26 protein-coding genes are annotated in these 22,246 nt (G+C 70.0%); 15 read left to right on the top strand and 11 right to left on the bottom strand.

From position 1 onward, the window contains the following. Positions 1-24 precede the first annotated feature (24 nt). The 4 genes from CS1GBM4_RS03155 to typA all read right to left on the bottom strand — a co-directional run bounded on the left by CS1GBM4_RS03155 (position 25) and on the right by typA (position 3,530). Positions 25-963 (bottom strand): aldo/keto reductase, encoded by a 939-nt coding sequence (locus CS1GBM4_RS03155; protein ID WP_186417234.1) that lies wholly within the window; start codon positions 961-963, stop codon positions 25-27. A gap of 24 nt (positions 964-987) precedes the next feature. Next, positions 988-1,386 carry a type II toxin-antitoxin system VapC family toxin gene (locus tag CS1GBM4_RS03150; protein WP_186417233.1) on the bottom strand — a complete coding sequence of 133 codons (399 nt, stop codon included), beginning with the start codon at positions 1,384-1,386 and terminating at the stop codon, positions 988-990. Beyond that, positions 1,386-1,631, bottom strand: coding sequence for a type II toxin-antitoxin system VapB family antitoxin (locus CS1GBM4_RS03145; protein WP_186417232.1), 246 nt, complete (start codon positions 1,629-1,631; stop codon positions 1,386-1,388). The genes CS1GBM4_RS03150 and CS1GBM4_RS03145 overlap by 1 nt, the downstream gene beginning before the upstream one ends. Positions 1,632-1,706: 75 nt before the next feature. Further along, entirely contained in the window at positions 1,707-3,530 is a 1,824-nt protein-coding gene (gene typA, locus CS1GBM4_RS03140) for a translational GTPase TypA (RefSeq protein WP_186417231.1), read from the bottom strand. A 194-nt stretch (positions 3,531-3,724) separates the two neighbouring features. Between typA and CS1GBM4_RS03135 the strand changes: the two genes are divergently transcribed. Together CS1GBM4_RS03135 and CS1GBM4_RS03130 are read left to right on the top strand one after the other, a co-directional pair. Further along, entirely contained in the window at positions 3,725-4,186 is a 462-nt protein-coding gene (locus CS1GBM4_RS03135; RefSeq protein WP_186417230.1) for an Rrf2 family transcriptional regulator, read from the top strand. Continuing rightward, positions 4,161-5,066: an NAD(P)/FAD-dependent oxidoreductase gene (locus tag CS1GBM4_RS03130; RefSeq protein ID WP_186417229.1), complete on the top strand. Its 906-nt coding sequence runs from the start codon at positions 4,161-4,163 to the stop codon at positions 5,064-5,066. The genes CS1GBM4_RS03135 and CS1GBM4_RS03130 overlap by 26 nt, the downstream gene beginning before the upstream one ends. A 26-nt stretch (positions 5,067-5,092) precedes the next feature. Here CS1GBM4_RS03130 and CS1GBM4_RS03125 read toward each other — a convergent pair whose 3' ends face one another. Both CS1GBM4_RS03125 and CS1GBM4_RS03120 read right to left on the bottom strand, forming a co-directional pair. Next, a complete protein-coding gene (locus CS1GBM4_RS03125; protein ID WP_186417228.1) occupies positions 5,093-5,452 on the bottom strand; it encodes a hypothetical protein in 360 nt (119 codons plus the stop codon). 71 nt (positions 5,453-5,523) lie between these two features. Beyond that, positions 5,524-6,777 (bottom strand): TAXI family TRAP transporter solute-binding subunit, encoded by a 1,254-nt coding sequence (locus CS1GBM4_RS03120; RefSeq protein ID WP_186417227.1) that lies wholly within the window; start codon positions 6,775-6,777, stop codon positions 5,524-5,526. 165 nt (positions 6,778-6,942) lie between these two features. On the opposite strand from CS1GBM4_RS03120, the gene CS1GBM4_RS03115 reads away from it, so the two are divergent. The 10 genes from CS1GBM4_RS03115 to CS1GBM4_RS03070 all read left to right on the top strand — a co-directional run bounded on the left by CS1GBM4_RS03115 (position 6,943) and on the right by CS1GBM4_RS03070 (position 15,780). After that, positions 6,943-7,416: a DUF1772 domain-containing protein gene (locus tag CS1GBM4_RS03115; RefSeq protein ID WP_186417226.1), complete on the top strand. Its 474-nt coding sequence runs from the start codon at positions 6,943-6,945 to the stop codon at positions 7,414-7,416. 37 nt (positions 7,417-7,453) lie between these two features. After that, the gene (locus tag CS1GBM4_RS03110) at positions 7,454-8,158 is read left to right on the top strand and encodes a phosphoribosylanthranilate isomerase (RefSeq protein ID WP_244607015.1); all 705 of its coding nucleotides are present in this window, start codon (positions 7,454-7,456) and stop codon (positions 8,156-8,158) included. Beyond that, positions 8,155-9,372: a tryptophan synthase subunit beta gene (gene trpB, locus CS1GBM4_RS03105; protein WP_186417225.1), complete on the top strand. Its 1,218-nt coding sequence runs from the start codon at positions 8,155-8,157 to the stop codon at positions 9,370-9,372. The genes CS1GBM4_RS03110 and trpB overlap by 4 nt, the downstream gene beginning before the upstream one ends. A gap of 95 nt (positions 9,373-9,467) precedes the next feature. Next, positions 9,468-10,199 (top strand): SIMPL domain-containing protein, encoded by a 732-nt coding sequence (locus CS1GBM4_RS03100; protein WP_186417224.1) that lies wholly within the window; start codon positions 9,468-9,470, stop codon positions 10,197-10,199. Positions 10,200-10,487: 288 nt separating this feature from the next. Next, positions 10,488-11,171 (top strand): helix-turn-helix domain-containing protein, encoded by a 684-nt coding sequence (locus CS1GBM4_RS03095; protein ID WP_186417223.1) that lies wholly within the window; start codon positions 10,488-10,490, stop codon positions 11,169-11,171. Next, positions 11,168-11,554, top strand: coding sequence for a DUF488 family protein (locus tag CS1GBM4_RS03090; RefSeq protein WP_186417222.1), 387 nt, complete (start codon positions 11,168-11,170; stop codon positions 11,552-11,554). The genes CS1GBM4_RS03095 and CS1GBM4_RS03090 overlap by 4 nt, the downstream gene beginning before the upstream one ends. A 79-nt stretch (positions 11,555-11,633) precedes the next feature. After that, the gene (locus CS1GBM4_RS03085; RefSeq protein ID WP_186417221.1) at positions 11,634-12,575 is read left to right on the top strand and encodes a cysteine synthase family protein; all 942 of its coding nucleotides are present in this window, start codon (positions 11,634-11,636) and stop codon (positions 12,573-12,575) included. Positions 12,576-12,622: 47 nt separating this feature from the next. Next, on the top strand, positions 12,623-13,489 hold the full coding sequence (trpA, locus tag CS1GBM4_RS03080; protein ID WP_186417220.1) for a tryptophan synthase subunit alpha: 867 nt from the start codon (positions 12,623-12,625) through the stop codon (positions 13,487-13,489). Between the two features lie 34 nt (positions 13,490-13,523). After that, the gene (gene accD, locus CS1GBM4_RS03075; RefSeq protein ID WP_186417219.1) at positions 13,524-14,423 is read left to right on the top strand and encodes an acetyl-CoA carboxylase, carboxyltransferase subunit beta; all 900 of its coding nucleotides are present in this window, start codon (positions 13,524-13,526) and stop codon (positions 14,421-14,423) included. 34 nt (positions 14,424-14,457) lie between these two features. After that, on the top strand, positions 14,458-15,780 hold the full coding sequence (locus tag CS1GBM4_RS03070) for a folylpolyglutamate synthase/dihydrofolate synthase family protein (RefSeq protein ID WP_186417218.1): 1,323 nt from the start codon (positions 14,458-14,460) through the stop codon (positions 15,778-15,780). A gap of 3 nt (positions 15,781-15,783) precedes the next feature. Here the strand turns inward: CS1GBM4_RS03070 and CS1GBM4_RS03065 are convergent, their stop codons facing one another. Together CS1GBM4_RS03065 and CS1GBM4_RS03060 are read right to left on the bottom strand one after the other, a co-directional pair. Then, positions 15,784-16,212 (bottom strand): type II toxin-antitoxin system VapC family toxin, encoded by a 429-nt coding sequence (locus tag CS1GBM4_RS03065; RefSeq protein WP_186417217.1) that lies wholly within the window; start codon positions 16,210-16,212, stop codon positions 15,784-15,786. Beyond that, complete coding sequence (locus CS1GBM4_RS03060; protein WP_186417216.1) at positions 16,212-16,469, bottom strand: type II toxin-antitoxin system prevent-host-death family antitoxin; 258 nt, start codon at positions 16,467-16,469, stop codon at positions 16,212-16,214. Before CS1GBM4_RS03060 ends, CS1GBM4_RS03065 begins: the two co-directional genes overlap by 1 nt. 72 nt (positions 16,470-16,541) lie before the next feature. On the opposite strand from CS1GBM4_RS03060, the gene CS1GBM4_RS03055 reads away from it, so the two are divergent. Continuing rightward, positions 16,542-16,964: a hypothetical protein gene (locus tag CS1GBM4_RS03055; RefSeq protein WP_186417215.1), complete on the top strand. Its 423-nt coding sequence runs from the start codon at positions 16,542-16,544 to the stop codon at positions 16,962-16,964. Positions 16,965-16,978: 14 nt separating this feature from the next. Next, positions 16,979-17,821 carry an aldo/keto reductase gene (locus tag CS1GBM4_RS03050; RefSeq protein ID WP_186417214.1) on the top strand — a complete coding sequence of 281 codons (843 nt, stop codon included), beginning with the start codon at positions 16,979-16,981 and terminating at the stop codon, positions 17,819-17,821. A gap of 120 nt (positions 17,822-17,941) precedes the next feature. On the opposite strand, the gene CS1GBM4_RS03045 is transcribed toward CS1GBM4_RS03050, so the two are convergent. Then, on the bottom strand, positions 17,942-18,877 hold the full coding sequence (locus CS1GBM4_RS03045) for an acetamidase/formamidase family protein (RefSeq protein WP_186417213.1): 936 nt from the start codon (positions 18,875-18,877) through the stop codon (positions 17,942-17,944). 21 nt (positions 18,878-18,898) lie between these two features. Further along, a complete protein-coding gene (locus tag CS1GBM4_RS03040) occupies positions 18,899-19,993 on the bottom strand; it encodes a DMT family transporter (RefSeq protein ID WP_186417212.1) in 1,095 nt (364 codons plus the stop codon). A gap of 243 nt (positions 19,994-20,236) precedes the next feature. Here CS1GBM4_RS03040 and CS1GBM4_RS03035 point away from each other — a divergent pair, with 243 nt between their 5' ends. Next, on the top strand, positions 20,237-21,331 hold the full coding sequence (locus tag CS1GBM4_RS03035; protein ID WP_186417211.1) for an AbrB family transcriptional regulator: 1,095 nt from the start codon (positions 20,237-20,239) through the stop codon (positions 21,329-21,331). Positions 21,332-21,337: 6 nt separating this feature from the next. Here CS1GBM4_RS03035 and CS1GBM4_RS03030 read toward each other — a convergent pair whose 3' ends face one another. Then, complete coding sequence (locus CS1GBM4_RS03030; protein ID WP_244607014.1) at positions 21,338-22,135, bottom strand: WecB/TagA/CpsF family glycosyltransferase; 798 nt, start codon at positions 22,133-22,135, stop codon at positions 21,338-21,340. Positions 22,136-22,246 lie beyond the last annotated feature (111 nt).

Raw genomic sequence — 22,246 nt, 5'->3', positions numbered from 1 at the left:
TTTGAGGCGCTCTCGCGGCGGATGTCAGCGCGTGATCGCGTCGATCTCGGCGAGCTCCTCGGCCGTCAGCGCCCAGTCCGCCGCCTCGACGTTGGCGGCGATCTGCTCGGGCTTCGTCGCGCCGGCGATGACGCTGGAGACGACCGGCTGGGCGGCCAGCCAGGAGAAGGCGAGCTCCAGCAGCGTCCTGCCGCGCGCCTCGCAGAAGGCGGCGAGCTTCTCGGTCCTGGCCCAGTTCGCCTCGGTCAGCACCTCGCCGGCGCGCTGCGCCTCGCGCGTCATGCGCGCGCCCTCCGGCAGCGGTGCGCCGCGCCGGTACTTGCCGGTGAGCAGGCCGTTGGCGAGCGGGAAATAGGGCAGCAGGCCCATGCCGAAATGCCGGGCGGCCGGAATCAGCTCCTTCTCGGCGCCGCGCACCAGGAGGCTGTACTCGTCCTGGCAGGAGGCGAAGCCCTCGAGGCCGAGGGTCTTCGCCGTCCAATGCGCATCGGCGACCTGCCAGGACGGCAGGTTCGAGCAGCCGACATAGCGGACCTTGCCCTGGCGGACCAGGTCGTCGAGGGCGCGCAGCGTCTCCTCGATCGGGGTGAGCGGGTCGGGCCGGTGCAGCTGGTAGAGGTCGATCCAGTCGGTCCGCAGCCGCTTCAGCGAGGCCTCGACCGCCTCGATGACATAGCGGCGCGAGCCGCCCTTCTTCACGCCCTCCTCGTCCATGTTCATGCCGAACTTGCTGGCGAGGACGATGTCCTTGCGGCGGGCGCCGAGCAATTCGCCGAGCGCGAGCTCCGAGCCGCCGCGATTGCCGTAGATGTCGGCGGTGTCGAACAGGGTGATGCCGTGCTCGATCGCGGCGTCGACGACCTTGCGCGCCGCCTCCAGGTCGATCCGGCCGCCGAAATTGTTGCAGCCGAGGCCGACGAGCGAGACGCGCAGGCCGGAGCGGCCGAGATTGCGGAACTGCATGGAAAACCCCTCTTGGACAGCTGTTCAGGCGAGATCGAGATCGGTGCGGGAGAAATCGCGGCCCTTGAACAGGATCGGGGCTCCCGCAGCACGGGCGCAAGCATAGGACATGCAGTCGGCCAGATTGAGCTGGGCCGGCGCACCCCGCCCCTTCCCGTAACGCTGGAAGGCCGCGACCGCCTCGCGCGCGATCGCATCGGTGATCGGCCTGACCGAGATATCGGCAATCTCGAGAAAAGCGTCGAAATCGGCTTCGACATCGACCGGTTCACGCGCCATCCGCGTCGCCAGCACCATGCAGGCTTCGAGACGCACCAATGGCGAGGTGAAGCGCGCCCCGGCTCGCTCCAGCTTGGCGGCGAACAGAGCCGCCTCCGGCTCCTTGCACAGGATCGCGACGAAGACGGAGGTATCGACGAACATCAGCGGGTCCAGAGCGCGTCGCGCTCGTCTTCGCGGACTTCGCGACCGCCGCTCCCGGCCTTGGCGAGGGCCTGGTCCGCCAGCCTCTCCAGCCGCTGCGCCAGCGGAACCCGCGCCTGCTCGCGCCGGAGCTCGGCTTCCAGCGCACCAACCACGGCCTCGGTGATCGTAACGTTGCGCAGCCCGGCGAGCTTGCGGGCCAGTTCGCGGGCCAGGGGGTTGCGGATGTTGAGCGGCGCGGCCATCGACATCCCTCCTGCCTTTACAGAAATGTAAAGGCGCGAAGGCGGAAAATCAACGCAGGGCTGCGCCGGAGGCGCTTACGCGACTTCCGCCTTCTGCTTCTGGGAGCGCTTGCGCTCGTTCGGGTCGAGGATCGCCTTGCGCAGGCGGATCGACTTCGGCGTGACCTCGACCAGCTCGTCGTCGTCGATCCAGGCGAGCGAGCGCTCCAGCGTCATCCGGATCGGCGGCGTCAGACGGACCGCCTCGTCCTTCGAGGTCGTGCGGATATTGGTGAGCTTCTTACCCTTGAGCACGTTCACCTCGAGATCGTTCTCGCGGGTGTGCTCGCCGACGATCATGCCCTGATAGACCTTCCAGCCGGGCTCGATCATCATCGGGCCGCGGTCTTCCAGGTTCCACAGCGCGTAGGCGACGGCCTCGCCGGTCTCCATCGCGATCAGCACGCCGTTGCGGCGGCCGGCGATCTCGCCCTTGTAGGGCAGATAGGCGTGGAAGAGCCGGTTCATGATCGCGGTGCCGCGCGTGTCGGTCAGGAGCTCGCCCTGATAGCCGATCAGGCCGCGGGTCGGGGCATGGAAGACCAGGCGCAGCCGGTTGCCGCCGGACGGGCGCATCTCCAGCATGTCGGCCTTGCGCTCGCTCATCTTCTGCACGACGACGCCGGAATGCTCCTCGTCGACGTCGATGACGACCTCCTCGATCGGCTCGAGCAGCTGGCCGCCCTCGTCGCGCTTCAGCACGACGCGGGGGCGCGAGACGCCGAGCTCGAAGCCCTCGCGGCGCATGGTCTCGATCAGGATGGCGAGCTGCAGCTCGCCGCGGCCGGAGACGACGAAGGAATCCTTGTCGGAGGATTCCTCGATCTTCAGCGCGACATTGCCCTCGGCCTCCTTGAACAGGCGGTCGCGGATGACGCGGCTCGTCACCTTGTCACCCTCGGTGCCGGCGAGCGGGGAATCGTTGACGGTGAAGGTCATCGACACCGTCGGCGGATCGATCGGCTGCGCCTTGATCGGGGTGTCGACCGAGGGATCGCAGAAGGTGTCGGCGACGGTGCCCTTCACCAGCCCGGCGATCGAGACGATGTCGCCGGCGACGGCCTCGTCGATCGGCTGGCGCTCGAGTCCGCGGAAGGCGAGGATCTTGGTGATGCGGCCGGTCTCGACGGTCGAGCCGTCGCCGGAGAGCACCTTGATGGTCTGGTTCGGCCGGGCGGTGCCGGAGGTGACGCGGCCGGTGATGATGCGGCCGAGATAGGGATTGGCCTCGAGCAGCGTGCCGATCATCCGGAAGGGGCCATCCTCGACCTTGGGCGCCGGCACGTGCTTCAGGATCAGGTCGTACATCGGCGCCAGGCCCTGGTCCTGCGGACCTTCCGGCGAGGGCGCCATCCAGCCCTGCTTGCCCGAGCCGTAGAGGATCGGGAAGTCGAGCTGCTCGTCGGTGGCGTCGAGGGCGGCGAAGAGGTCGAAGACCTCGTTGATCACCTCGGTGACGCGGGCGTCGGGCTTGTCGACCTTGTTGATCGCGACGATCGGGCGAAGGCCGAGCTTCAGGGCCTTGGAGACCACGAACTTGGTCTGCGGCATCGGGCCTTCGGCGGCGTCGACCAGCACGATGGCGCTGTCGACCATGTTGAGGATGCGCTCGACCTCGCCGCCGAAATCGGCGTGGCCGGGGGTGTCGACGATGTTGATGCGCGTGTCCTTCCAGACCACCGACGTGGCCTTGGCCAGGATGGTGATGCCGCGCTCCTTTTCGAGGTCGTTCGAATCCATCACCCGCTCGGCGACGCGCTGGTTCTCGCGGAAGGCGCCGGACTGCTGCAGCAGCTTGTCGACCAGCGTGGTCTTGCCATGGTCGACGTGGGCGATGATGGCGATGTTGCGCATGGACATGCGGAAAGGGCCTTGTGTCATGACCGCAAGCCGGCAGGGAAACCCCGGCCGGCTCAGCCTGTGTCTCGAGTGACTCTGGAATTCGTTGCGCTGCACATAAACGCTCGGCGCCGTTTGGGCAACCGCGGCGCCGCGATGCGTCCGCTATCCCGCCGCGCTTGACAGGCGCCTGATCAAGTAACAGTATAAGTTACATGAAACGGGACAGCCGGCTTTCCGCCACCCTGCACGTGCTGCTGCACATGGCCGATCGCGGCGCGCCGATGACGTCCGAGGAGCTGGCCGCCTGCCTGCACACCAATCCGGTGGTGGTCCGCCGCACCATGGCGGGCCTGCGGCGAGCCGGCCTCGTGCGTTCCGGGAAAGGCCATGGCGGCGGCTGGACGCTGGCGCGTGCCCTCGAGGCGATCACGCTGGGCGACGTCCATCGCGCGCTCGGCGAGCCCGCGCTGATCGCGCTTGGCCACCGCAGCGAAACCCCGCAATGCCTGGTCGAGCAGGCCGTCAACGCGGCGCTGGGCGAGGCCTTCGCCGAGGCCGAGGCGCTGCTCGCCGGCCGCTTCGACCGGGTGCGGCTGTCCGACCTCGCGGCGGATTTCAGCCGCCGCTTCGACGAACGGAGACGGACCCATGCCAGACACGACCACGCCCTATGACGCGATCATCGTCGGCGGCAGCTTCGCCGGACTCTCGGCCGGGCTGCAGCTGGCGCGGGCGCGGCGCCGCATCCTGGTGATCGACGAGGGCAGCCGGAGAAACCGCTTCTCCAGCCATTCGCACGGCTTCCTCGGCCAGGACGGACGCGAGCCGGCGGCGATCGTCGCCGAGGCGAAGGCGCAGCTGCTCGCCTATCCGACGGTCACATGGCGGGAGGGCAGGGCGAGCGAGGCGCGGGCCGAAGCGGACGGCTTCAGCATCGCCGACGGCGACGGCGGCCGGCACCAGGCCCGGCGCCTGCTGCTGGCGACCGGGCTGCGCGACGAACTGCCGGAGATCTCGGGCCTGAGGGAGCGCTGGGGCAGAAGCGTGCTGCACTGCCCCTATTGCCATGGCTACGAACTCGGCGGAGGCCGGCTCGGCGTGCTGGCGAGCGGCACGCATTCGGCGCAGAAGGCGGCGCTCGTCGCCGATTGGGGCGAGGTCACGCTGTTCCTGAACGGGGAGCCGGAACCGGATACGGAGCAGCTCGCCCTTTTGGCGCGGCGCGAGGTCGCGCTAGAGCGGACGCGGCTGGCAGGCATCGAGGGCCAAGGCGAGGCGATGAGCGGCATCAGGCTCGCCGACGGGCGCCTCGTCCCGCTCAAGGCGCTGTTCGCCACCGGCCGGGTCTGCCCGGCGAGCCCGATCGCGGCCGAGCTCGGCTGCGAGCTGGAAGACATGCCGTTCGGCGTGATCGTGCGCGCCGACGAGTGGAAGCGGACCAGCGTGCCGGGCGTCTTCGTCGCCGGCGATGTCGCGGTCGCGCGGCACAGCATCGCCTCGGCCGTCGCCGATGGCGCGACCGCCGCGGTCGGCCTGCATCAGTCGCTGCTGTAGCGCCGCCGCGGCCGAGAGCCTGGCGATCACGACTTCCGGCAGGCGAAGGGCATGAAGGTCGAGGAGACGCCGGCGTTCATGCCCGCCATCACCATGACATTGGCGAAGTTGAGCTCTTCGGTGCTGCGCGGGCAGACATCGGGCGGGTTCCGGCAGCCCGAGGCGATGAAGGCTTCGTTGCGGGCGAGGAACTCCTCGCCGAGCCCCTTCCTGCCGAAGCGCCTGAGCGCCTCGTCATAGGCGCTGCGCCAGCGCTGGCATTTCACGTCCGGCCAGGTTCCCGTGATCTGCGACGGCGGCGCCGGCTCGGTCTGCGCCGATGTCGGCGCGGTGGCGGAGAGCGCAAGCAGCGTCCCGAGGGCAAGCGAGGCGAAGGTCGAGCTCATGGCGATGTCCGGAGGCTGTCGGTGGGCCGCGCCGCCGGCATGGCCGGGCTTTGCGGCAGGATTGAAGCGGCTCAGTCGGCCGCGGCCTCCAGCAGCGCGATACGCCGCTCCGCGGCGGCGCGGCCGAGCTGGTCCATGGCGAAGCGATAGGCGCCGATGCCGCCGGAATCGATGTCGCCGCGCGCATAGTTCGCCAGCACGCCGGCGAGGATCGCGTCGGCCTCGCGCTCCATCGCCGCCAGCTCCGGCTCGTCCGCCGCCGTGCGCATCGCGCCGAGCAGGACGACGAGCCGGCCGAGATCGGCCATCGCCCGCTTGCGGCGCGTCGCGCTCTCGACGCCGAGCAGGCCGGCGGCGCCGGAGCCGACGAGCGAGAGCGCCATCACGCCGAGATAGAACCAGTCGCCATAGCGCTCGAAGAAGCTCTCCTGCTCGCCGTCGATGAAGGCGGCGGCGCCGGAATGCACCGCCAGCGGCGCGTCCTTGTCGGTGGCCGGCGCCTCCAGCCCCTGGATCGCCGGCAGATCGGCGGCGAGCGTCACCCGCAGCGAGAGGATCGCGCCGACGAGCTCGCCGACCCGGTTGTCGTCGAGCGTCTGCGCCGCCATCAGGCGCGAGGTGATCGAGATGCTCGGCAGGTTCTCGGCCGGCAGCGGCGGATCGCCGCCGAGCGCGCCGCGCACGATCTCGCCCGATTCGATCGCGCGGTTGCGGGCGGCGAGCGCATCGGCCTCGCGGATCGGGATGACGGTCGGATGCTCGCCGAAGGCCCGGCGGAGGCGCGAGCCGACTTCGGTGACGACGCGGGCATTCAGCGCGTTGACGGCGAAGAGCGCGTCGATATGCCTCTCGGCGATGGCGGCCTGGACGTCCTCCGGGCCGAGCGCCACGACCGTCACCTCCTCCAGCCGCACCTCGTATTGCGAGAGCACGAGCTTCAGCAGCTCGAGATTGCCGGCGGGAGCGCGCACCACGCCGATGCGCTTGCCGCGCAGGCCGGAGACGCGATCGATGCCCAGATCGCCGGGGCCGATGAAGAAGGGGAAGCTGCGGCGGGTGATCAGCGCCGTGTCGGCCTTGGCCGGCAGGGCGATGTCGGGGCGGACGATGGCGAGATCGACCTTGCCGGCGTCGATCTTCCTCGCGCTCTCGGCCGAGCCCTCGGTCAGGACGAGGCGCAGGCGCACCGGCTTCTTCTCGCGGCTGAGGCCCTGGACCAGGGCGGCGGCGAGCCGGGCATCGTCCGAGCCGAGCGGGCCGACGGCCAGGGTCAGCGTCCGCGGCTGGGTCCAGAGATAGACGGCGAGCGCGAGGAGTCCGGCCATCAGCAGGAGCGCCGCCAGACCTGCGAAGAAACGCCGCCCCATAGCTTAGCCTGACCGTGCCCTTCGTCGCCGCTGCGGTGCGCAGGCCTCGCGGCGGATCATGTCATAAATGGGGCACCGTGAAACCACCTTGTCACCCTGCGAGTTCGCATCGTGGAGGGATGCATGACCCGGCTTCGGATCTGGCAGTTCCTGGCGATCATGCTCGCGGCGCTCTCGCTCGGGCCGTCCTATGCGCATGTGCTGGAGGCCGTGCCGCGGCTGAGCGAGTGGGCGCCGGAGCTCTGGCGCGAGGCCACGGTGTTCGCCGGGCAGTTCCGCTATTTCGCGCTGATCGGCGCGCCGGTCGAGATCGGGACGATCGTGACGGCCGGCATTCTCGCCGTGCTGTCGCGCCGCCTGCGCGGCGTCTTCGCCTTCGCCCTGGCGGGCTGCCTGCTCTACGCCCTCTCCCTCGCGGTCTGGGCGGCCTGGGTCGCGCCCGCCAACGCCATCCTCGCGACCTGGCAGCCCGGCCCGATCCCGCCGGAGTTCGACGCCGTCCGGCTGCGCTGGGAGAGCGGTCACATGGCGGTCGCCGCGCTCAAGCTGCTCGGGCTCGGCGCCATCGTGATCTCGACGCTGCGGGACCGCCGGTAGCCCGCTCCCTCCGCCGTGCTTGCCGGCGACGCCGTCCATGCCCTATTGCCAGCCCATGCCGCACCGCGACGACACCTTCGCCATCAAGATCTGCGGGCTCTCGACACCGGAGACGCTGGAGGCGGCGCTCGCCGCCGGAGCCGAGATGATCGGCCTCAACTTCCACCCGAGGAGCCCGCGCTATGTCACGCCGCAGCGCGCGGCCGAGCTCGCCGCCCCGGCCCGCGGCAGGACGCAGATCGTCGCGCTGATCGTCGACTACGCGCCGGAGCAGGCGGCCGAGCTCGCGCGGATCCTGCGCCCGGACTGGCTGCAGCTGCACGGCAGCGAAGGACCGGAGCAGGTCGCCGCGATCAGGCGGGCGACCGGCCTGCCGGTGATGAAAGCGCTCGGCATCGCGACGGCCGCCGATCTGGAGCAGGTCGCGCAGCATCGCAGCGTCGCCGACCGCCTCCTGCTCGACGCCAAGCCGCCGAAGGACGCCGCCTATCCCGGCGGCCACGGCAGGCCGTTCGACTGGAGCCTGCTCGCCGGCCTCGACCCGGCTTTCCGCTTCATGCTATCGGGCGGGCTCGTTCCGGCGAATGTCGCGGAGGCCGTCCGCATCACCAGGCCGGCCGGCGTCGACGTCTCCTCCGGGGTCGAGAGCGCACCGGGCGTCAAGGATGCCGGCAGGATCGCGGACTTCGTGAAGGCCGCCCGCGCGGCGGCAGCAGAGTTGAAGAAGGCAGGCCAGGCATGAACGCGCCGCACACTCCGAACAGCTTCCGGAACGGCCCGGACGAGAACGGCCGCTTCGGCCAGTTCGGCGGCCGCTTCGTCGCCGAGACGCTGATGCCGCTGATCCTCGAGCTGGAGCAGGCCTACAACGCCGCCAAGGCCGATCCCGCCTATCACGCCGAGATGGCGGCGGGCCTGAAGCACTATGTCGGCCGGCCCTCGCCGCTCTATTTCGCCGAGCGGCTCACGGAGCATTTCGGCGGCGCCAAGATCTACCTGAAGCGCGAGGAGCTGAACCACACCGGCTCGCACAAGGTGAACAATGTGCTCGGCCAGATCCTGCTCGCCCGGCGCATGGGCAAGAAGCGGATCATCGCCGAGACCGGCGCCGGCCAGCACGGCGTCGCGACCGCGACGCTCTGCGCCCGCTACGGGCTCGAATGCATCGTCTACATGGGCGCGGTCGACGTCGCCCGGCAGGCGCCGAACGTCTTCCGCATGCAGATGCTGGGCGCCACCGTGGTGCCGGTCGAATCCGGCACCAAGACGCTGAAGGATGCGATGAACGAGGCGCTGCGCGACTGGGTGACCAATGTCGCGTCGACCTTCTACTGCATCGGCACGGTCGCCGGCCCCCATCCCTATCCGGCGATGGTGCGCGACTTCCAGTCGATCATCGGCAAGGAGACGCGCGAGCAGATGCAGGAGGCGGAAGGCCGCCTGCCGGATTCGCTGATCGCCTGCATCGGCGGCGGCTCGAACGCGATGGGCCTGTTCCACCCCTTCCTCGACGACGCCAGCGTCGAGATCTACGGCGTCGAGGCCGCCGGCCACGGCATTCCCTCCGGGCTGCACGCGGCCTCGCTGACGGGCGGGCGCCCCGGCGTGCTGCATGGCAACCGCACCTATCTGCTGATGGACGAGGACGGTCAGATCAAGGACGCCCATTCGATCTCGGCCGGGCTCGACTATCCCGGCATCGGCCCGGAGCATTCCTGGCTGCACGATATCGGCCGCGCCACCTATCTCTCGGCGACGGACGAGGAGGCGCTCGAAGCCTTCCAGCTGATCTCCAAGCTCGAAGGCATCATCCCGGCGCTGGAACCGGCGCATGCCCTCGCCCGCGTCGCCGATCTCGCCCCGAAGAAGCCGAAGGACCATCTGATGGTCGTCAACCTCTCCGGCCGCGGCGACAAGGACATTCCGCAGGTGGCGGAGATCCTGGCGGCGCGCTGACCCGCATCGTCCTGATGCTGCCCCAATAGGTTGCGCATGGTCGCGCCGCGGGAGCGCTGCCGCTTCCGCAGACCATGCCTCAGCGAAGGACGATCATGTCGAAGAGAGCCCTCATCATCGCCGCGCTCGCGGCGCTGTCCGCCCCCGTCCAGGCCCAGACCGCCGGCCCGCTGGCGCCGGCGGAAGGGATCGTGATCCAGACCACCGGCGAAGTCCGGGTGAAGCCCGATCTCGCCACCGTCCAGGCCGGCGTGGTCAGCGAGGGCAAGACCGCGGCCGAGGCGCTGGCGAAGAACACGCCGGCGCTGGCCAGGCTGATCGAGGCGGTGAAGGCCGCCGGCGTCGCCCAGGGCGATCTCTCGACCTCGCAGGTCGCGCTGACGCCGCGCATGACGCAGCCCTCGGCTTCGTCCTCGCCGCAGCCGCGCGCGGCGAGGATCGACGGCTACGAGGCGCGCACCGGCATCACCGTGATCGTGCGCGACATCGCCAGGGCCGGCCCGCTGATCGACGCGCTCGTCGCGGCCGGCGCCAACGACATGTCCGGGATCAGCTTCGGCCTCGCCGACGAGGACAAGGCCAAAGACGAGGCCCGCACCAGGGCGGCGGAAGCGGCGCGCGCCCGGGCCGAGATCTATGCCAAGCGCCTCGGCGTCAAGGTCGGCGAGCTCGTCTCGATCGTCGAGGCGGAAGCCGAGCCGCCGGTGCGGCCGATGGCCGATGCGCGCGCCTATCGCATGGCGGCCGGCGCGGCGCCGATCCAGGTCGAGCCGGGCGAGGTCACCATCAGCGCGGCGCTGCGCACGGTCTGGCGGATCGAGAAGTAGCTCGTCCCCTTCGGACGGATCCCTCTGCGAAAGCTGGAAAGGCTGGAGCCCCTCCCCCTGCCGGGGAGGGTAGGGGTGGGGGGCGCAAAGCCAGAGCGAATTGGGCGCCAATCGTGCCGTTTCGCTGCTGCAATCCTCCGGTCACCCCCCATCCCCACCCCCTTCCCGACAAGGGGGAGGAGAGGAGCTTGAGCGAGCCGCGTTTTGCAGAGACGTCCGGAAGGGTGCGCATTGACGCGGTCCGGATTTCGGACCGCGTCGGCGCCAATCCCGTGCTAGGCTGGCGCCATGACAGCCTACGGCCAGTTCTGCGCGATGGCGCGCGCCCATGAGACGCTCGGCGGGCGCTGGACGCTGCTGATCGTGCGCGAGATGCTGTGCGGCGCCAGCCGCTTCAACGACATCCGCCGCGGCATTCCGCGCATCTCCAGGACCATGCTGTCGGAGCGGTTGCAGGCGCTGGTCGCCGCCGGCGCGATCCGGCGCTGCGAAGGCGCGGCCGGCCCCGAATACGCGCTGACCGAGGCGGGACAAGAGCTCGCCGAGCTGGTCAAGGCGATGGGCGTCTGGGGCCAGCGCTGGCTGCCGCGCCAGGCCGAGCGGGACGATCTCGACCTCGAGCCGGTGCTGGTCGACATGCAGCGGCGCGTGCGCTTCGCGGCGCTGCCGGACGAGCCGCTGGTGGTACGGTTCGAGATCGCCGGCCATCCCGTCCGCTTCCTGCTGCTCAAGCGCACCGAGGCTTCGTTCTGCAGCCAGAACCCGGGCTTTCCGGAAACGCTGGTGCTGCGCGGCCCGCTGCCGGCGCTGGTTTCCTGGTGGCGCGGCGATGTCGGCTTCGCCGGCAGCCGCAGGCTCGGGCTGTCGCTGACCGGGCCGCGCGAGCTGGTCCAGGCCTTTCCCGGCTGGTTCGCGCTCTATCTCTTCGCCGGCGTCGCGCCGGCGCATCCCGACAGGAGGGCCAGCGCATGAGCGTCCGCATCGTCCGCCTCGGCACCCCGCGCGATCCCTCCGAGGGCACGCGCATCGGCACGGTCAGGCGCGTGCCGCGCGGCGTGCCGAAGGAGCGCTACGCCAGCGAGGACTGGTTCGACGTCTGGTTCCCGGTGCTGTCGCCGACGCCGGAGCTGATGGCGCAGGCCAAGGCCGCGCAGAGCGAGAAGAACTGGGCCGGCTTCGCCCGCGCCTTCAAGGCCGAGATGGCGGAGCCGGCGCCGCGCCACGCGCTCGACCTGCTCGCGACCCTGTCGCAGACGAGCGACTTCTCGGTCGGCTGCTATTGCGAGGACGAGGCGCGCTGCCACCGCTCGGTGCTGCGGGTGCTGCTGGCCGAACGCGGCGCCAGCCTCGCCTGAGCCGGTCCGGATTTCGGACCTGACGGGATGCCGGTTTCCGGCGAGAAGGCGAAATGCCCCTCGCCGAAAGGACCGCCGCATGACCCAGCCGACCATCCTCGCGCGTATCGGCCGAACCGCGCTCGTCCCGCTGCGCCATGTCCTGCCGGCCAATGGCGCGCGCATCCTGCTCAAGCTCGAAAGCGAGAACCCGACCGGCAGCATGAAGGACCGGATGGCGCTCGCCATGATCGAGGCGGCCGAGGCGGACGGGCGGCTGAAGCCCGGCGGCGCCGTGGTCGAATATACCGGCGGCAGCACCGGGGTCTCGCTGGCGCTGGTCTGCGCCGTGAAGCGCCATCCGCTGCACATCGTCACCTCCGACGCCTTCGCCCGCGAGAAGCTCGACCACATGGCGATCCTCGGCGCGCGGCTGACGGTGATCGCAAGCGAGAGCGGCAGGATGACGGAGAAGCTGACTCGCGACATGATCGCGACGGCGGGCGAGATCGCGCGGGAGAGCGGCGCCTTCTGGACCGACCAGATGCAGAACCGCGACCAGCTGTCCGCCTATGAGGCGATGGCGGCGGAGATCTGGGAGCAGACGCAAGGGCGCATCGACGGCTTCGTCCAGAGCGTCGGCACCGCGGCCTCGCTGCGCGGCATCGCCGCCGGCCTGCGGGCGCGGAACGAGACCATCCGCATCACCGCCGTCGAGCCGGCGGAATCGCCGGTGCTGTCGGGCGGCGCGCCGGGCGCGCACAAGATCGACGGCATCGGCGCCGGCTTCGTCGTGCCGCTCTGGCAGGACGATATCGCCGGCGAGATCGAACGGGTCTCGACCGACGAGGCGCGGGCGATGGCGCTGCGGCTGGCGCGCGAGGAAGGCCTGTTCGCCGGGCTCTCGACCGGCGCCAACGTCATCGCCGCCTTGCGGCTGGCCGAGCGCCTGACGCCGGATGCGACGGTGGTCAGCGTGATGTGCGACACCGGCATGAAATATTTCGGCAGCTACCGGGCGGCGCTCGCGGCCGCGGGCTGATGCGCGCCCTCTCGCCAGCCGGGCGCGGCCATGCTAACCGCTCCGGCATGACCGAGACCGGACAAACCCGCATCGAAGCCCGCTTTGCCGCCTGCGCTGCCGCGGGCCGCGCCGCGCTCGTGACCTTCATCACCGCCGGCGACCCCGATTTCGAGACCGGCAGCGCCATCCTGAACGCCTTGCCGGCGGCTGGAGCCGACATCATCGAGCTCGGCGTGCCGTTCACCGACCCGATGGCGGACGGCGTGCCGGTCCAGCTCGCCGGCCAGCGCGCCCTCAAGGCCGGCCAGACGCTGAGGAAGACGCTCGCCATGGTCGGAGCCTTCCGCAAGGCTGGCCACGACACGCCGATCGTGCTGATGGGCTATTACAACCCGATCTGGGCCTATGGCGTCGACGCCTTCCTGCGGGACGCCCGCGCGGCCGGCGTCGACGGGCTGATCGTCGTCGACCTGCCGCCCGAGGAGGACGAGGAGCTCTGCCTGCCGGCGCTCGCCGCCGGCCTCAGCTTCATCCGCCTGGCGACACCGACCACCGACGACAAGCGCCTGCCGCGCGTGCTGCAGAACACCTCCGGCTTCGTCTACTATGTCTCGATGACCGGCGTGACCGGCGGCACGATCGCGAATTACGACGCGGTCGGCGCAGCGGTCGGCCGGATCAAGCAGCATACCCGGCTTCCGGTCGCGGTCGGCTTCGGCGTGAAGACGGCGGCCGACGCGGCGGCGATCGCCCGGGGCGCCGACGGCGTCGTCGTCGGCTCGGCGCTGGTCGAGCGGGTCCGGCTCTCGCTCGATGCCGACGGCAAGGCCACGGAAAAGACGGTTTCGGCTGTCACCTCGCTGGTCGCCGAGCTCGCGGCGGGCATCCGCTCGGTCGCGGAGGCCGGATCGCCGCAGGCGGTTTCGGCCTGAGCCGGCTGCGCCCGCGTAGTTCAAGGATGATCCGATGAACTGGATTTCCGAAGTCGTCCGTCCGCGCATCAAGACGCTGTTCAAGCGCGAGACCCCGGAGAACCTCTGGATCAAATGCCCGGATTCCGGGCAGATGGTCTTCCACAAGGACGTCGAGGCCAACGGCTTCGTCATCCCGGGCTCCGACCACCATATGCGCGTCACGGCGCAGGACCGTCTGCGGCTGACCTTCGACGAGGGCAAATGGCTCGACGTGCCGCTGCCGGAGGCGGTGGCCGATCCGCTGAAGTTCCGCGACGAGAAGCGCTACACCGACCGGCTCAAGGACGCCCGCACCAAGACCGGCGCCGCCGACGCCTTCAAGGTCGGCTATGGCCGCGTCCAGGGCTTGCCGATGACGATCGCGGTGCAGGACTTCCACTTCATGGGCGGCTCGCTCGGCATGGCGGCGGGCGAAGCCTTCATCAAGGGCGCCGAGACCGCGATCGAGAAGAAGACGCCCTATGTCGTCTTCGCCGCCTCGGGCGGGGCGCGCATGCAGGAAGGCATCCTCTCGCTGATGCAGCTGCCGCGGACCACTGTCGCCGTCCGCATGCTGCGCAAGGCCGGCCTGCCCTATTTCGTCGTCCTGACCAATCCGACCACCGGCGGCGTCACCGCCTCCTACGCCATGCTGGGCGACGTGCACATCGCCGAGCCGGGCGCCCTGATCGGCTTCGCCGGGCCGCGCGTGATCGAGCAGACGATCCGCGAGAAGCTGCCCGAGGGCTTCCAGCGCTCCGAATACCTGAAGGACCACGGCATGGTCGACATGGTCGTGCATCGCCACCAGATCCCGGCGACTTTGGCGCGGCTCGGCCGGCTCCTGACCAGGCAGCCGCTGCCGGCCGTCAACGCGCCGGAAGCCGAAGCGCTGGCGGCCGGCGCGGCCTGATCGTCCCCAGCCCGGCCGGGAGGCCGGTGTCCGCATGAGCACATCCGACCTGTTGCTGGCGCGCTTCCTCGCGCTGCATCCCAAGCTGATCGACCTCTCGCTCGGGCGCATATTGCGCCTGCTCGAGCGGCTCGGCGATCCGCAGAAGACGCTGCCGCCGGTGATCCATGTCGCCGGCACCAACGGCAAGGGCTCGACCATCGCCTTCATGCGGGCGATCCTCGAAGCGGCCGGCCTGTCGGTGCATGTCTACACCTCGCCGCATCTGGTGCGCTTCCACGAGCGCATCAGGCTCGGACGCCCGGGCGGCGGGCGCTTCGTCGACGAGGCGCTGCTGGTCGATGCGCTGGAACGCTGCGAGAAGGCCAACGCCGGCGAGCCGATCACCTTCTTCGAGATCACCAACGCCGCCGCCTTCCTGCTCTTCTCCGAGCACAAGGCCGATGTCGTGCTGCTCGAGGTCGGCCTCGGCGGGCGCTTCGACGCGACGAACGTGATCGACCACCCCGCCTGCACGGTGGTGACGCCGGTCTCGCTCGATCATTCCGAATATCTCGGCGACAGCGTCACCAAGATCGCCGGCGAGAAGGCCGGCATCTTCAAGCGCGGCGCCCCGGCGGTGATCGCGCCGCAGGAGCCGGAGCCGACCGCCGTGCTCGAAGCCGCGGCGGAGCGCGTCGGCGCCTCGAAGATCCTCGTCGGGATGCAGGACTTCAACGTCCACGAGGATGGCGGGCGGCTGGTCTATGAGGACGGCGACGGCCTGCTCGACCTGCCGCTGCCGCGCCTCGCCGGCCGTCATCAGCACGTCAACGCCGGCACGGCGCTCGCGGCCCTGCGCGCCGCCGGCTATGGCGGCCTGCCGGCCTTCGCCTTCGAGCGCGGCATGACGGAGGCCGAGTGGCCGGCGCGGCTGCAGAGGCTGGCGCGCGGCAAGCTCGCCGAGCTCGCGCCGGCCGGGGCCGAGCTCTGGCTCGACGGCGGCCACAATCCCGATGGCGGGCGCGTGCTCGCCCAGGCCATGGCCGATCTCGAGGAGAAGAACCCGGCGCCGCTGGTGATGATCGCCGGCCTGCTCGCGACCAAGGACGCGCGCGCGACGCTCGCTCATTTCAAGGGGCTGGCGCAGGGCCTGTTCGCGGTCTCGATGCAGAACCAGCTCGCGGCGCGCCCGGCCGAGGAGGTCGCGGCGCTGGCGCGCGAGGCGGGACTCAAGGCCGAGATCGCCGGCTCCGTCGAGCAGGCGCTGATGGAGATCGCCCGGCGCGGCTGGACGGCGCCGCCGCGCATCCTGATCTGCGGCTCGCTCTATCTCGCCGGCGAGGTGCTGGCGGCCAACGGCACGCCGCCGGTGTGATCTTCACCTTCGCGAAGCCGAATCGAGCCACGGATTGAATGTCGCCACCCCGCAGGCGGCGAAGTCTTTCGTGTTGCGCGTAGCCACCGTCAAGCCATGAACGGAGGCGGTCGCCGCAATGATGCTGTCTCGGTCCAGCTTCGGGTCGGGGACATGCAGGGGCGCGCATCGAAACGCGGCGGCGAGATCGAACGACAGGACTCGCCCTTCGAAGCTCGGCAGCAATTGCGTGCGCAGCCAATGTCTCAGAAGACCGGCCTGCGAGCCGTCCCGCCGGTCCAGCAGAAGAATGCCCTGCTCGATCTCCATGATGGTGACGACGGACAGGAACAGCCGCTCGGCAGGGATGGATCGCGCCCACGCCTCGACCTGCGGGTGGGTTCTCGAGCGACGGCGCAGTTCCGAAATGACGTTCGTGTCGAGCAGGAACATCAATCGAAATCGGCCGGCTTGAAGCTGGAATTCCGCAAGCGAGGTGGACCGAACTCGAAATCGGCATCCGGATTCGGATCGCCGACCGCCTCCGCCAGGCTCATCCCCTTGCCGGCAAGCCGGCGATACTCGGCGATCGTCAGGAGGACATGCGAAGGCTGGCCACGGTCGGTAATGAAGACCGGGCCGTGCTGGGCCGCCTTCTTGGCGCGGCCGACATCCTGGTTGAATTCGCGGCTGGACAACGTCGTCGGCATCGGCACACTCCTGCCATCCCTGAATGTAGATATGTTGCTACATTCTGCAAGCGCTCGTCGGCAAGGAGAGCCATGCCAATTCCCGGACGGACGACGCTCGGGCTGATCCTGCTCTGCGGCGCACTCGGCGGCTGCGTGACCTCGGGCGACAGCGTCGATTCCGCCCCTGACGGAATCGACCGTGTCGTCGCCGGCGAGCCGGCCTTCATGCAGCAGACCTACATGACCATGGACGAGCGCTGCCGGCAGGTGACGCGGCCGAGCGCCGTGCTGACGCAGAAGCCGCGGCACGGCACGGTCAGGATGCTGACGCACAGGGCCAGGGCGGTCTACGGACCCGGCTCCTACGCGCATTGCGACGGCAGGCTCGGGAATTCGCTCGCCTTCGAATATACCTCCGCCCCCGATTATCGCGGCCGCGACGGCTTCACGGTGCGGGTGCGCTATGCCGACGGCGAGATCCGGCATGGCCGCTACGAGATCGAGGTCCGCTGAGGGAGGATACCCGGATGAAGCAGGCTTTCGGCAAGGGCGGAGCGAGCGTCCCGCGGATCGGCCAGGGCACCTGGAACATCGAGCGTGCCCCGCGCAGCGAAGCGGTCGCGGCGCTGCGACACGGGCTCGATCTCGGGCTCTGCCATATCGACACGGCCGAGATGTATGGCGACGGCCGGGCCGAGGAGATCACCGGCGAGGCGATCGCCGGGCGGCGCGACGAGGTCTTCCTGGTCTCGAAGGTGCTGCCGCACAACGCCTCGAAGGCCGGCACGCGCAAGGCCTGCGAGCAGTCCCTGCGCCGGCTCGGGACCGACCGGCTCGATTGCTACCTGCTGCACTGGCGCGGCTCCTACCCGCTGGCCGAGACCTTCGCGGCCTTCGAGGAGCTGCTCGCCGAGGGCAAGATCCTGTCCTGGGGCGTCAGCAATTTCGACGTCGCCGATCTCGATGAGGCGCTGCGCATCGCCGGCCCGGGCAAGATCGCCTGCAACCAGGTGCTCTATCATCTGCGCGAGCGGGCGATCGAGCATGCGGTGCTGCCATGGTGCGAGCGGAACGGCGTGACCGTGACCGCCTACAGCCCGTTCGGGCAGGATGATTTCCCGGAAGAGCACTCGGCGCAGGGCAAGGTGCTGAGCGAGATCGCGGCCGCCCATCGGGCGAGCCCGCGCCAGGTCGCCCTCGCCTTCCTGACCCGGCGCCCCCCGGTCGTCGCGATCCCCAAGGCGGCGAAACCGGGCCATGTCGAGGACAATGCCGGGGCGCTCGGGCTTCGGCTCGGCGACGAGGACATCGCCCGGCTCGACGCCGCCTTCCCGCGCGGGCGCAAGCCGCGCGGGCTGCCGATGCTGTGAGGAAAGGCGCCATTCTCGGACGCTGCGAAGCGGAGATCCGGGAATCTCAAGACGAGAAGCCGCCGGCCAGCGCCCCTCCGGCCCGAGATGCTCGGGGCAAGCCCGAGCATGACGAGCCGATTACGCCACCAGGCTCTTCGGCAGCATGCAATGGATGCCCTTGGAGCCGTTGACGGTCTGGGTGACGCGCAGATCGGCGGCGAGGCTGCAGAGCATGTAGGCCTCGTCACGCGAGAGCCTCGTGCGCTCGGTGATCAGCGCGATCATGTCGCGCAGCGCATCCTTCGCGCAGATGTCGAGATCGGGATCGATGCCCATGGTAATGTGGTGGCTCGCGGTCTCCGCCCGCGGCATGGCGAAGGAGAGATCCTCGCGCAGGTGGAACTCGAAGGTGCCTTCCAGCGCCGTCTCGATCGCGGTGATGCAGACCTCGCCGTCGCCCTGCGCGCCATGGCCGTCGCCGCAGGAGAACAGCGCCCCCTCGACGAAGACCGGCAGATAGAGCGTCGCGCCGGCGCCGAGCTCCTTGTTGTCAAGATTGCCGCCGAAGGCGCGCGGGATCAGCGAGGTCAGCCTGCCCCAATGCGGCGGCGGGGCCGTGCCCATCACGCCGAAGAAGGGCGCCAGCGGCAGTTCCATGCCCCAGGGCAGGCCGGCGACGTTGCGCTCGCGGTCGAGATGGATGAAGCGGAAGGCGTGATAGTCGAATTCCTCCGCCAGCGTGCCGCCGAGCGGCCGGAACATGGTGTAGCCGAAATCGGTGCGCGGCTCGACGCTCCGGATCCGCACCTCCAGCACCTGGCCGGGCCGCGCGCCCTTCACCGCGACCGGGCCGGTGAGGATGTGGCCGGGCAGCATGCGCTCGGCCCCAGCGTGGATCTCGTGGATCTCCGGCGGGATCGTCGCATTGCCTTCGGGCAGATGGGCAGGGCCGCCGGTGACGGTGCGGATGGTCACGCTGTCGCCGCTCTCGATCTCGAGAACCGGCTTCAGCCCGGCGTCGAAATAGCCCCAATGGCAGGTGGCGAGCGAGGCATCGAGCTGGTGATGCGTCATGGGCGTCTCGTGGCTTGAGCGTCAGGGCGGGGAGGGCGGGTCGGGGCCGATGCGGCCGCGGGCATTGCGGCGCATGGTATAGAGCGTCGCGCCGATGACGATGGCCGACCCGACGAGCGTCGTCAGCGTCGGCACTTCGGCGAAGAAGACGAAGCCGGTGAAGCTCGCCAGGATCAGCCGGCTGAAATCGAGCGGCGCCAGCGCCGCCGCCTCGCCGACCTGATAGGCCTTGGTGATCAGCCATTGCCCGGCGGTGCCGAACAGGCTGAGCAGCACCAGCCAGAACCATTGCTCGCCCGTCGGCCAGACCCAATAGGCCCAGGTCGGCCAGGCGAGGGCGACGATCAGCACCAGCCCCTGGTAGATCAGGATCGTCTCGGTGCGCTCGCTGGTGCCGAGGATGCGCACGCTGATGGTGATGCCGGCGCCGAACAGCGCGCCGCCGAGCGACATCAGCGCCCAGACGTTCAGCCCTTCGGCCGACGGGTTGAGCATGATCAGCACCCCGAGAAAGCCGAAGATGGTCGCGATCCAGCGCGCCGCGTCGACGCGCTCCTTGAGGATCAGCACGGCGGCGATCGTGACGAAGAGCACCTGGCTGAAGCTGATCGCGGTGGCCTGCGCCAACGGGATGTGGATCAGCGCGCTGAAGCCGCAGAGCATCGAGGCCAGCGTGATCAGGCCGCGAAAGACCTGCAGGACCGGCCGGTCGGTCCTGAAGGCAAGAGGCAGGCTGCGGCCGGCGACGGCGAAGACCACGGCGCTCATGATGATCTGGCGGATCATCAGCGTCTCGACCAACGGGATCGCTGTGCCGAGATGTTTGAAGGCGCCGACCATCACCGCGTAGACCAGGAGCGCGGTGATCATGTAGACGGTGCCGCGCAGGTTCGGGCTCGCCCTGCGCCACCACAGGCCGGTGCGATCGCGGCGGGCGGCGAGCCAGGTCTCGCGGGACGGCGCCGACAGGACTGGCGGCAGCGGCCGCTCCGGCGCGAGCGATGCGGGCGGTTCGGCCGGACTGCCGTCCTCGTCGGCCGAAGGCGGCAGAGCCTCGGCCAGGCCGATGGCCTCGCTGCCGCGGCCGGTTGCGTCCGAAAGGCGGTCTTCGCTCATCGCTGCCCCGAGCCGGGCGGGAACGCCGACGGCCTATCAGATATCTGCAGGACCGGACCCTGACCGATTTTCCGCCCCTGCGTCAGTGGCTTGCCGGCATGGCAGGGTTGCCGCCAGCTCCAGCCGTTCCGCCGCGAGGGCAGGGGCGGCATGCCGAGAGAGCCCTGCCGCCGCCATGCGGATCGCGTATAGCAGCGCCGTGGCGCCGCCATGGATATGCGTCTCAGGGAGGGGATCGGGGCGATGCGGGATCTGCTGAGGGATGCGGTCAACGGCGTGCGCGACCTGTCGCCGCGACGCTTCCCCTGGCGGCGTTTCCTGTTCGCGCTCGCGCTCGGCGCGGCCGGCGGCTGGCTCTTCGCGCATTACCGCCTGCCGCTGCCCTGGATGCTCGGCTCCATGGTGTTCTGCACCGCCGCGGCCATCGCGCGGGCGCCGGTGGCGGCACCGCCGGTGATCCGTCCGCCGATGTCGGCGGTGATCGGGGTGATGCTGGGGTCCGGCTTCAAGCCGGAGATCATCGCGCAGATGCCGAACTGGCTGCCGACGATCGGCGGGCTGGTGCTGTTCATGATCGCCTGCGGGCTGTGCTGCGTCACCTATTTTCGCCGCGTCGCCGGCTATGATCCCGTCACCGCCTTCTTCTCGGGCATGCCGGGCGGGCTGGTCGAGATGGTGATCACCGGCGAGGAAAAGGGCGGCGATGCCCGCACCATCGCGCTGATCCACTCCGCCCGCATCCTGCTGGTGGTGATGACGCTGCCCTTCATCGTGCAATGGCTCGAAGGCGTCTCGCTGGGGATCAACCGCAATACCGGCCCGTCCATGGTCCAGACCTCGGCGCTGGGCTGGTTCTGGCTGGTCGCCAGCGCGATCGCCGGCGTGATGCTCGCCCATGTGCTGCGGCTGCCGGCGAAGCAGTTGCTCGGACCGATGCTGGTTTCGGCCGCCGTGCATGTCGCCGGCCTCAGCGATTCCGTGCCGCCCTACGAGATCGTCAACGTGGCGCAGCTGATCCTCGGCGTCACCATCGGCTGCCGCTTCGTCGGCACGGCGCCGCAGGCGATCCTGCGCATCCTCATGATCTCGGTGGGCTCGACGGTGATCCTGGTGGCGCTGACGCTGGTCTTCGCCTTCCTGGTGGCGCACGCCTCGCGCTATCAGCCGGTGCCGCTGATCCTGGCCTATTCGCCCGGCGGGCTCGCCGAGATGAGCCTGATCGCGCTGGCGCTGCACACCGAGGTCGCCTTCGTCGCGGCCCACCACATCGTCCGGGTCTTCCTGGTGATGATCGGCGCCGGGCCCCTCTTCGGCTTCATCGGCGGGAAGAAGCCGTAAGCGCCGTCAGGCGCTGCGCCGCGCCAGCTTCTGGCGCAGCACGCGCAGGAGGAAGGCGGGGTTGCCGACGACATAGCGCCGCCAGAGCCGGCGCGGCTCGAGCCAGAGCCGATAGACCCATTCCAGCCGCAGCGCGCGCACGGTTTCCGGCGCGCGCGCCACCTCGCCGGCGAGGAAGTCGAACAGCGCGCCGATGCCGGCCGCGACCGTGCAATGGCGGGCGTCGATCCGTCTGGCGATCCACTCCTCCTGCCTCGGATTGCCGAAGGCGACCAGCAGCAGGTCCGGCCGCTCACGTTCGAGCCGCTGCAGCAGGGCCGGCTCGTCCTCGGGCGCGAAATAGCCATGGCCCAGCACGGCGAAGCGATGCTGCGGATAGTCGCCCGCCAGACGTGCCGCCGCGCGCTCGGCGACGCCGGGCCGGCCGCCGAGCAGCATCACCGAGAGCGGGCGCGTCCGCGCGGCGAGGATCGCCGGCGTGAAATCGGTGCCGTTGAGGTTGGCCGGAAAGGCGGCGCCGTAGAGCAGGCGCGAAGCGAGGTCGATGCCGATCCCGTCCGGCAGGACCAGAAAGCCGGCGAGCCGCTCGCGCAGGCGGGGATCGCGCGCGGCGATGTTGACGAGGTTGGCGTTGCAATAGGCCAGATGCAGGTGACGGCCTTCGTCGAAGGCGGCGCCGATCAGGGCGAGCGCCTCGGCGCGCGTCAGCGCCGCGACCGCGACGCCGGCGATGTCGCGTCGCGGCGGCTCCGGCAAGGCGGCGGCCATTCTTCGCTGCGGCGGCTTGAAGAGGACGGCGTTCATCTCGATCGCTGCTGGCGCACGTCGCGAGCCCGACGGCGCCATGCCTGTCTCGGCACGATCCCCATCCCGGTCAAGCGGAACCCCGCCATAGGGTGAACGGCGCCTTCCTCC

The sequence above is a fragment of the Allobosea sp. CS1GBMeth4 genome (assembly GCF_900185715.1).
Classification (GTDB): Bacteria; Pseudomonadota; Alphaproteobacteria; order Rhizobiales; family Beijerinckiaceae; genus Allobosea.
This window is presented reverse-complemented; position numbering and strand designations above follow the sequence as displayed.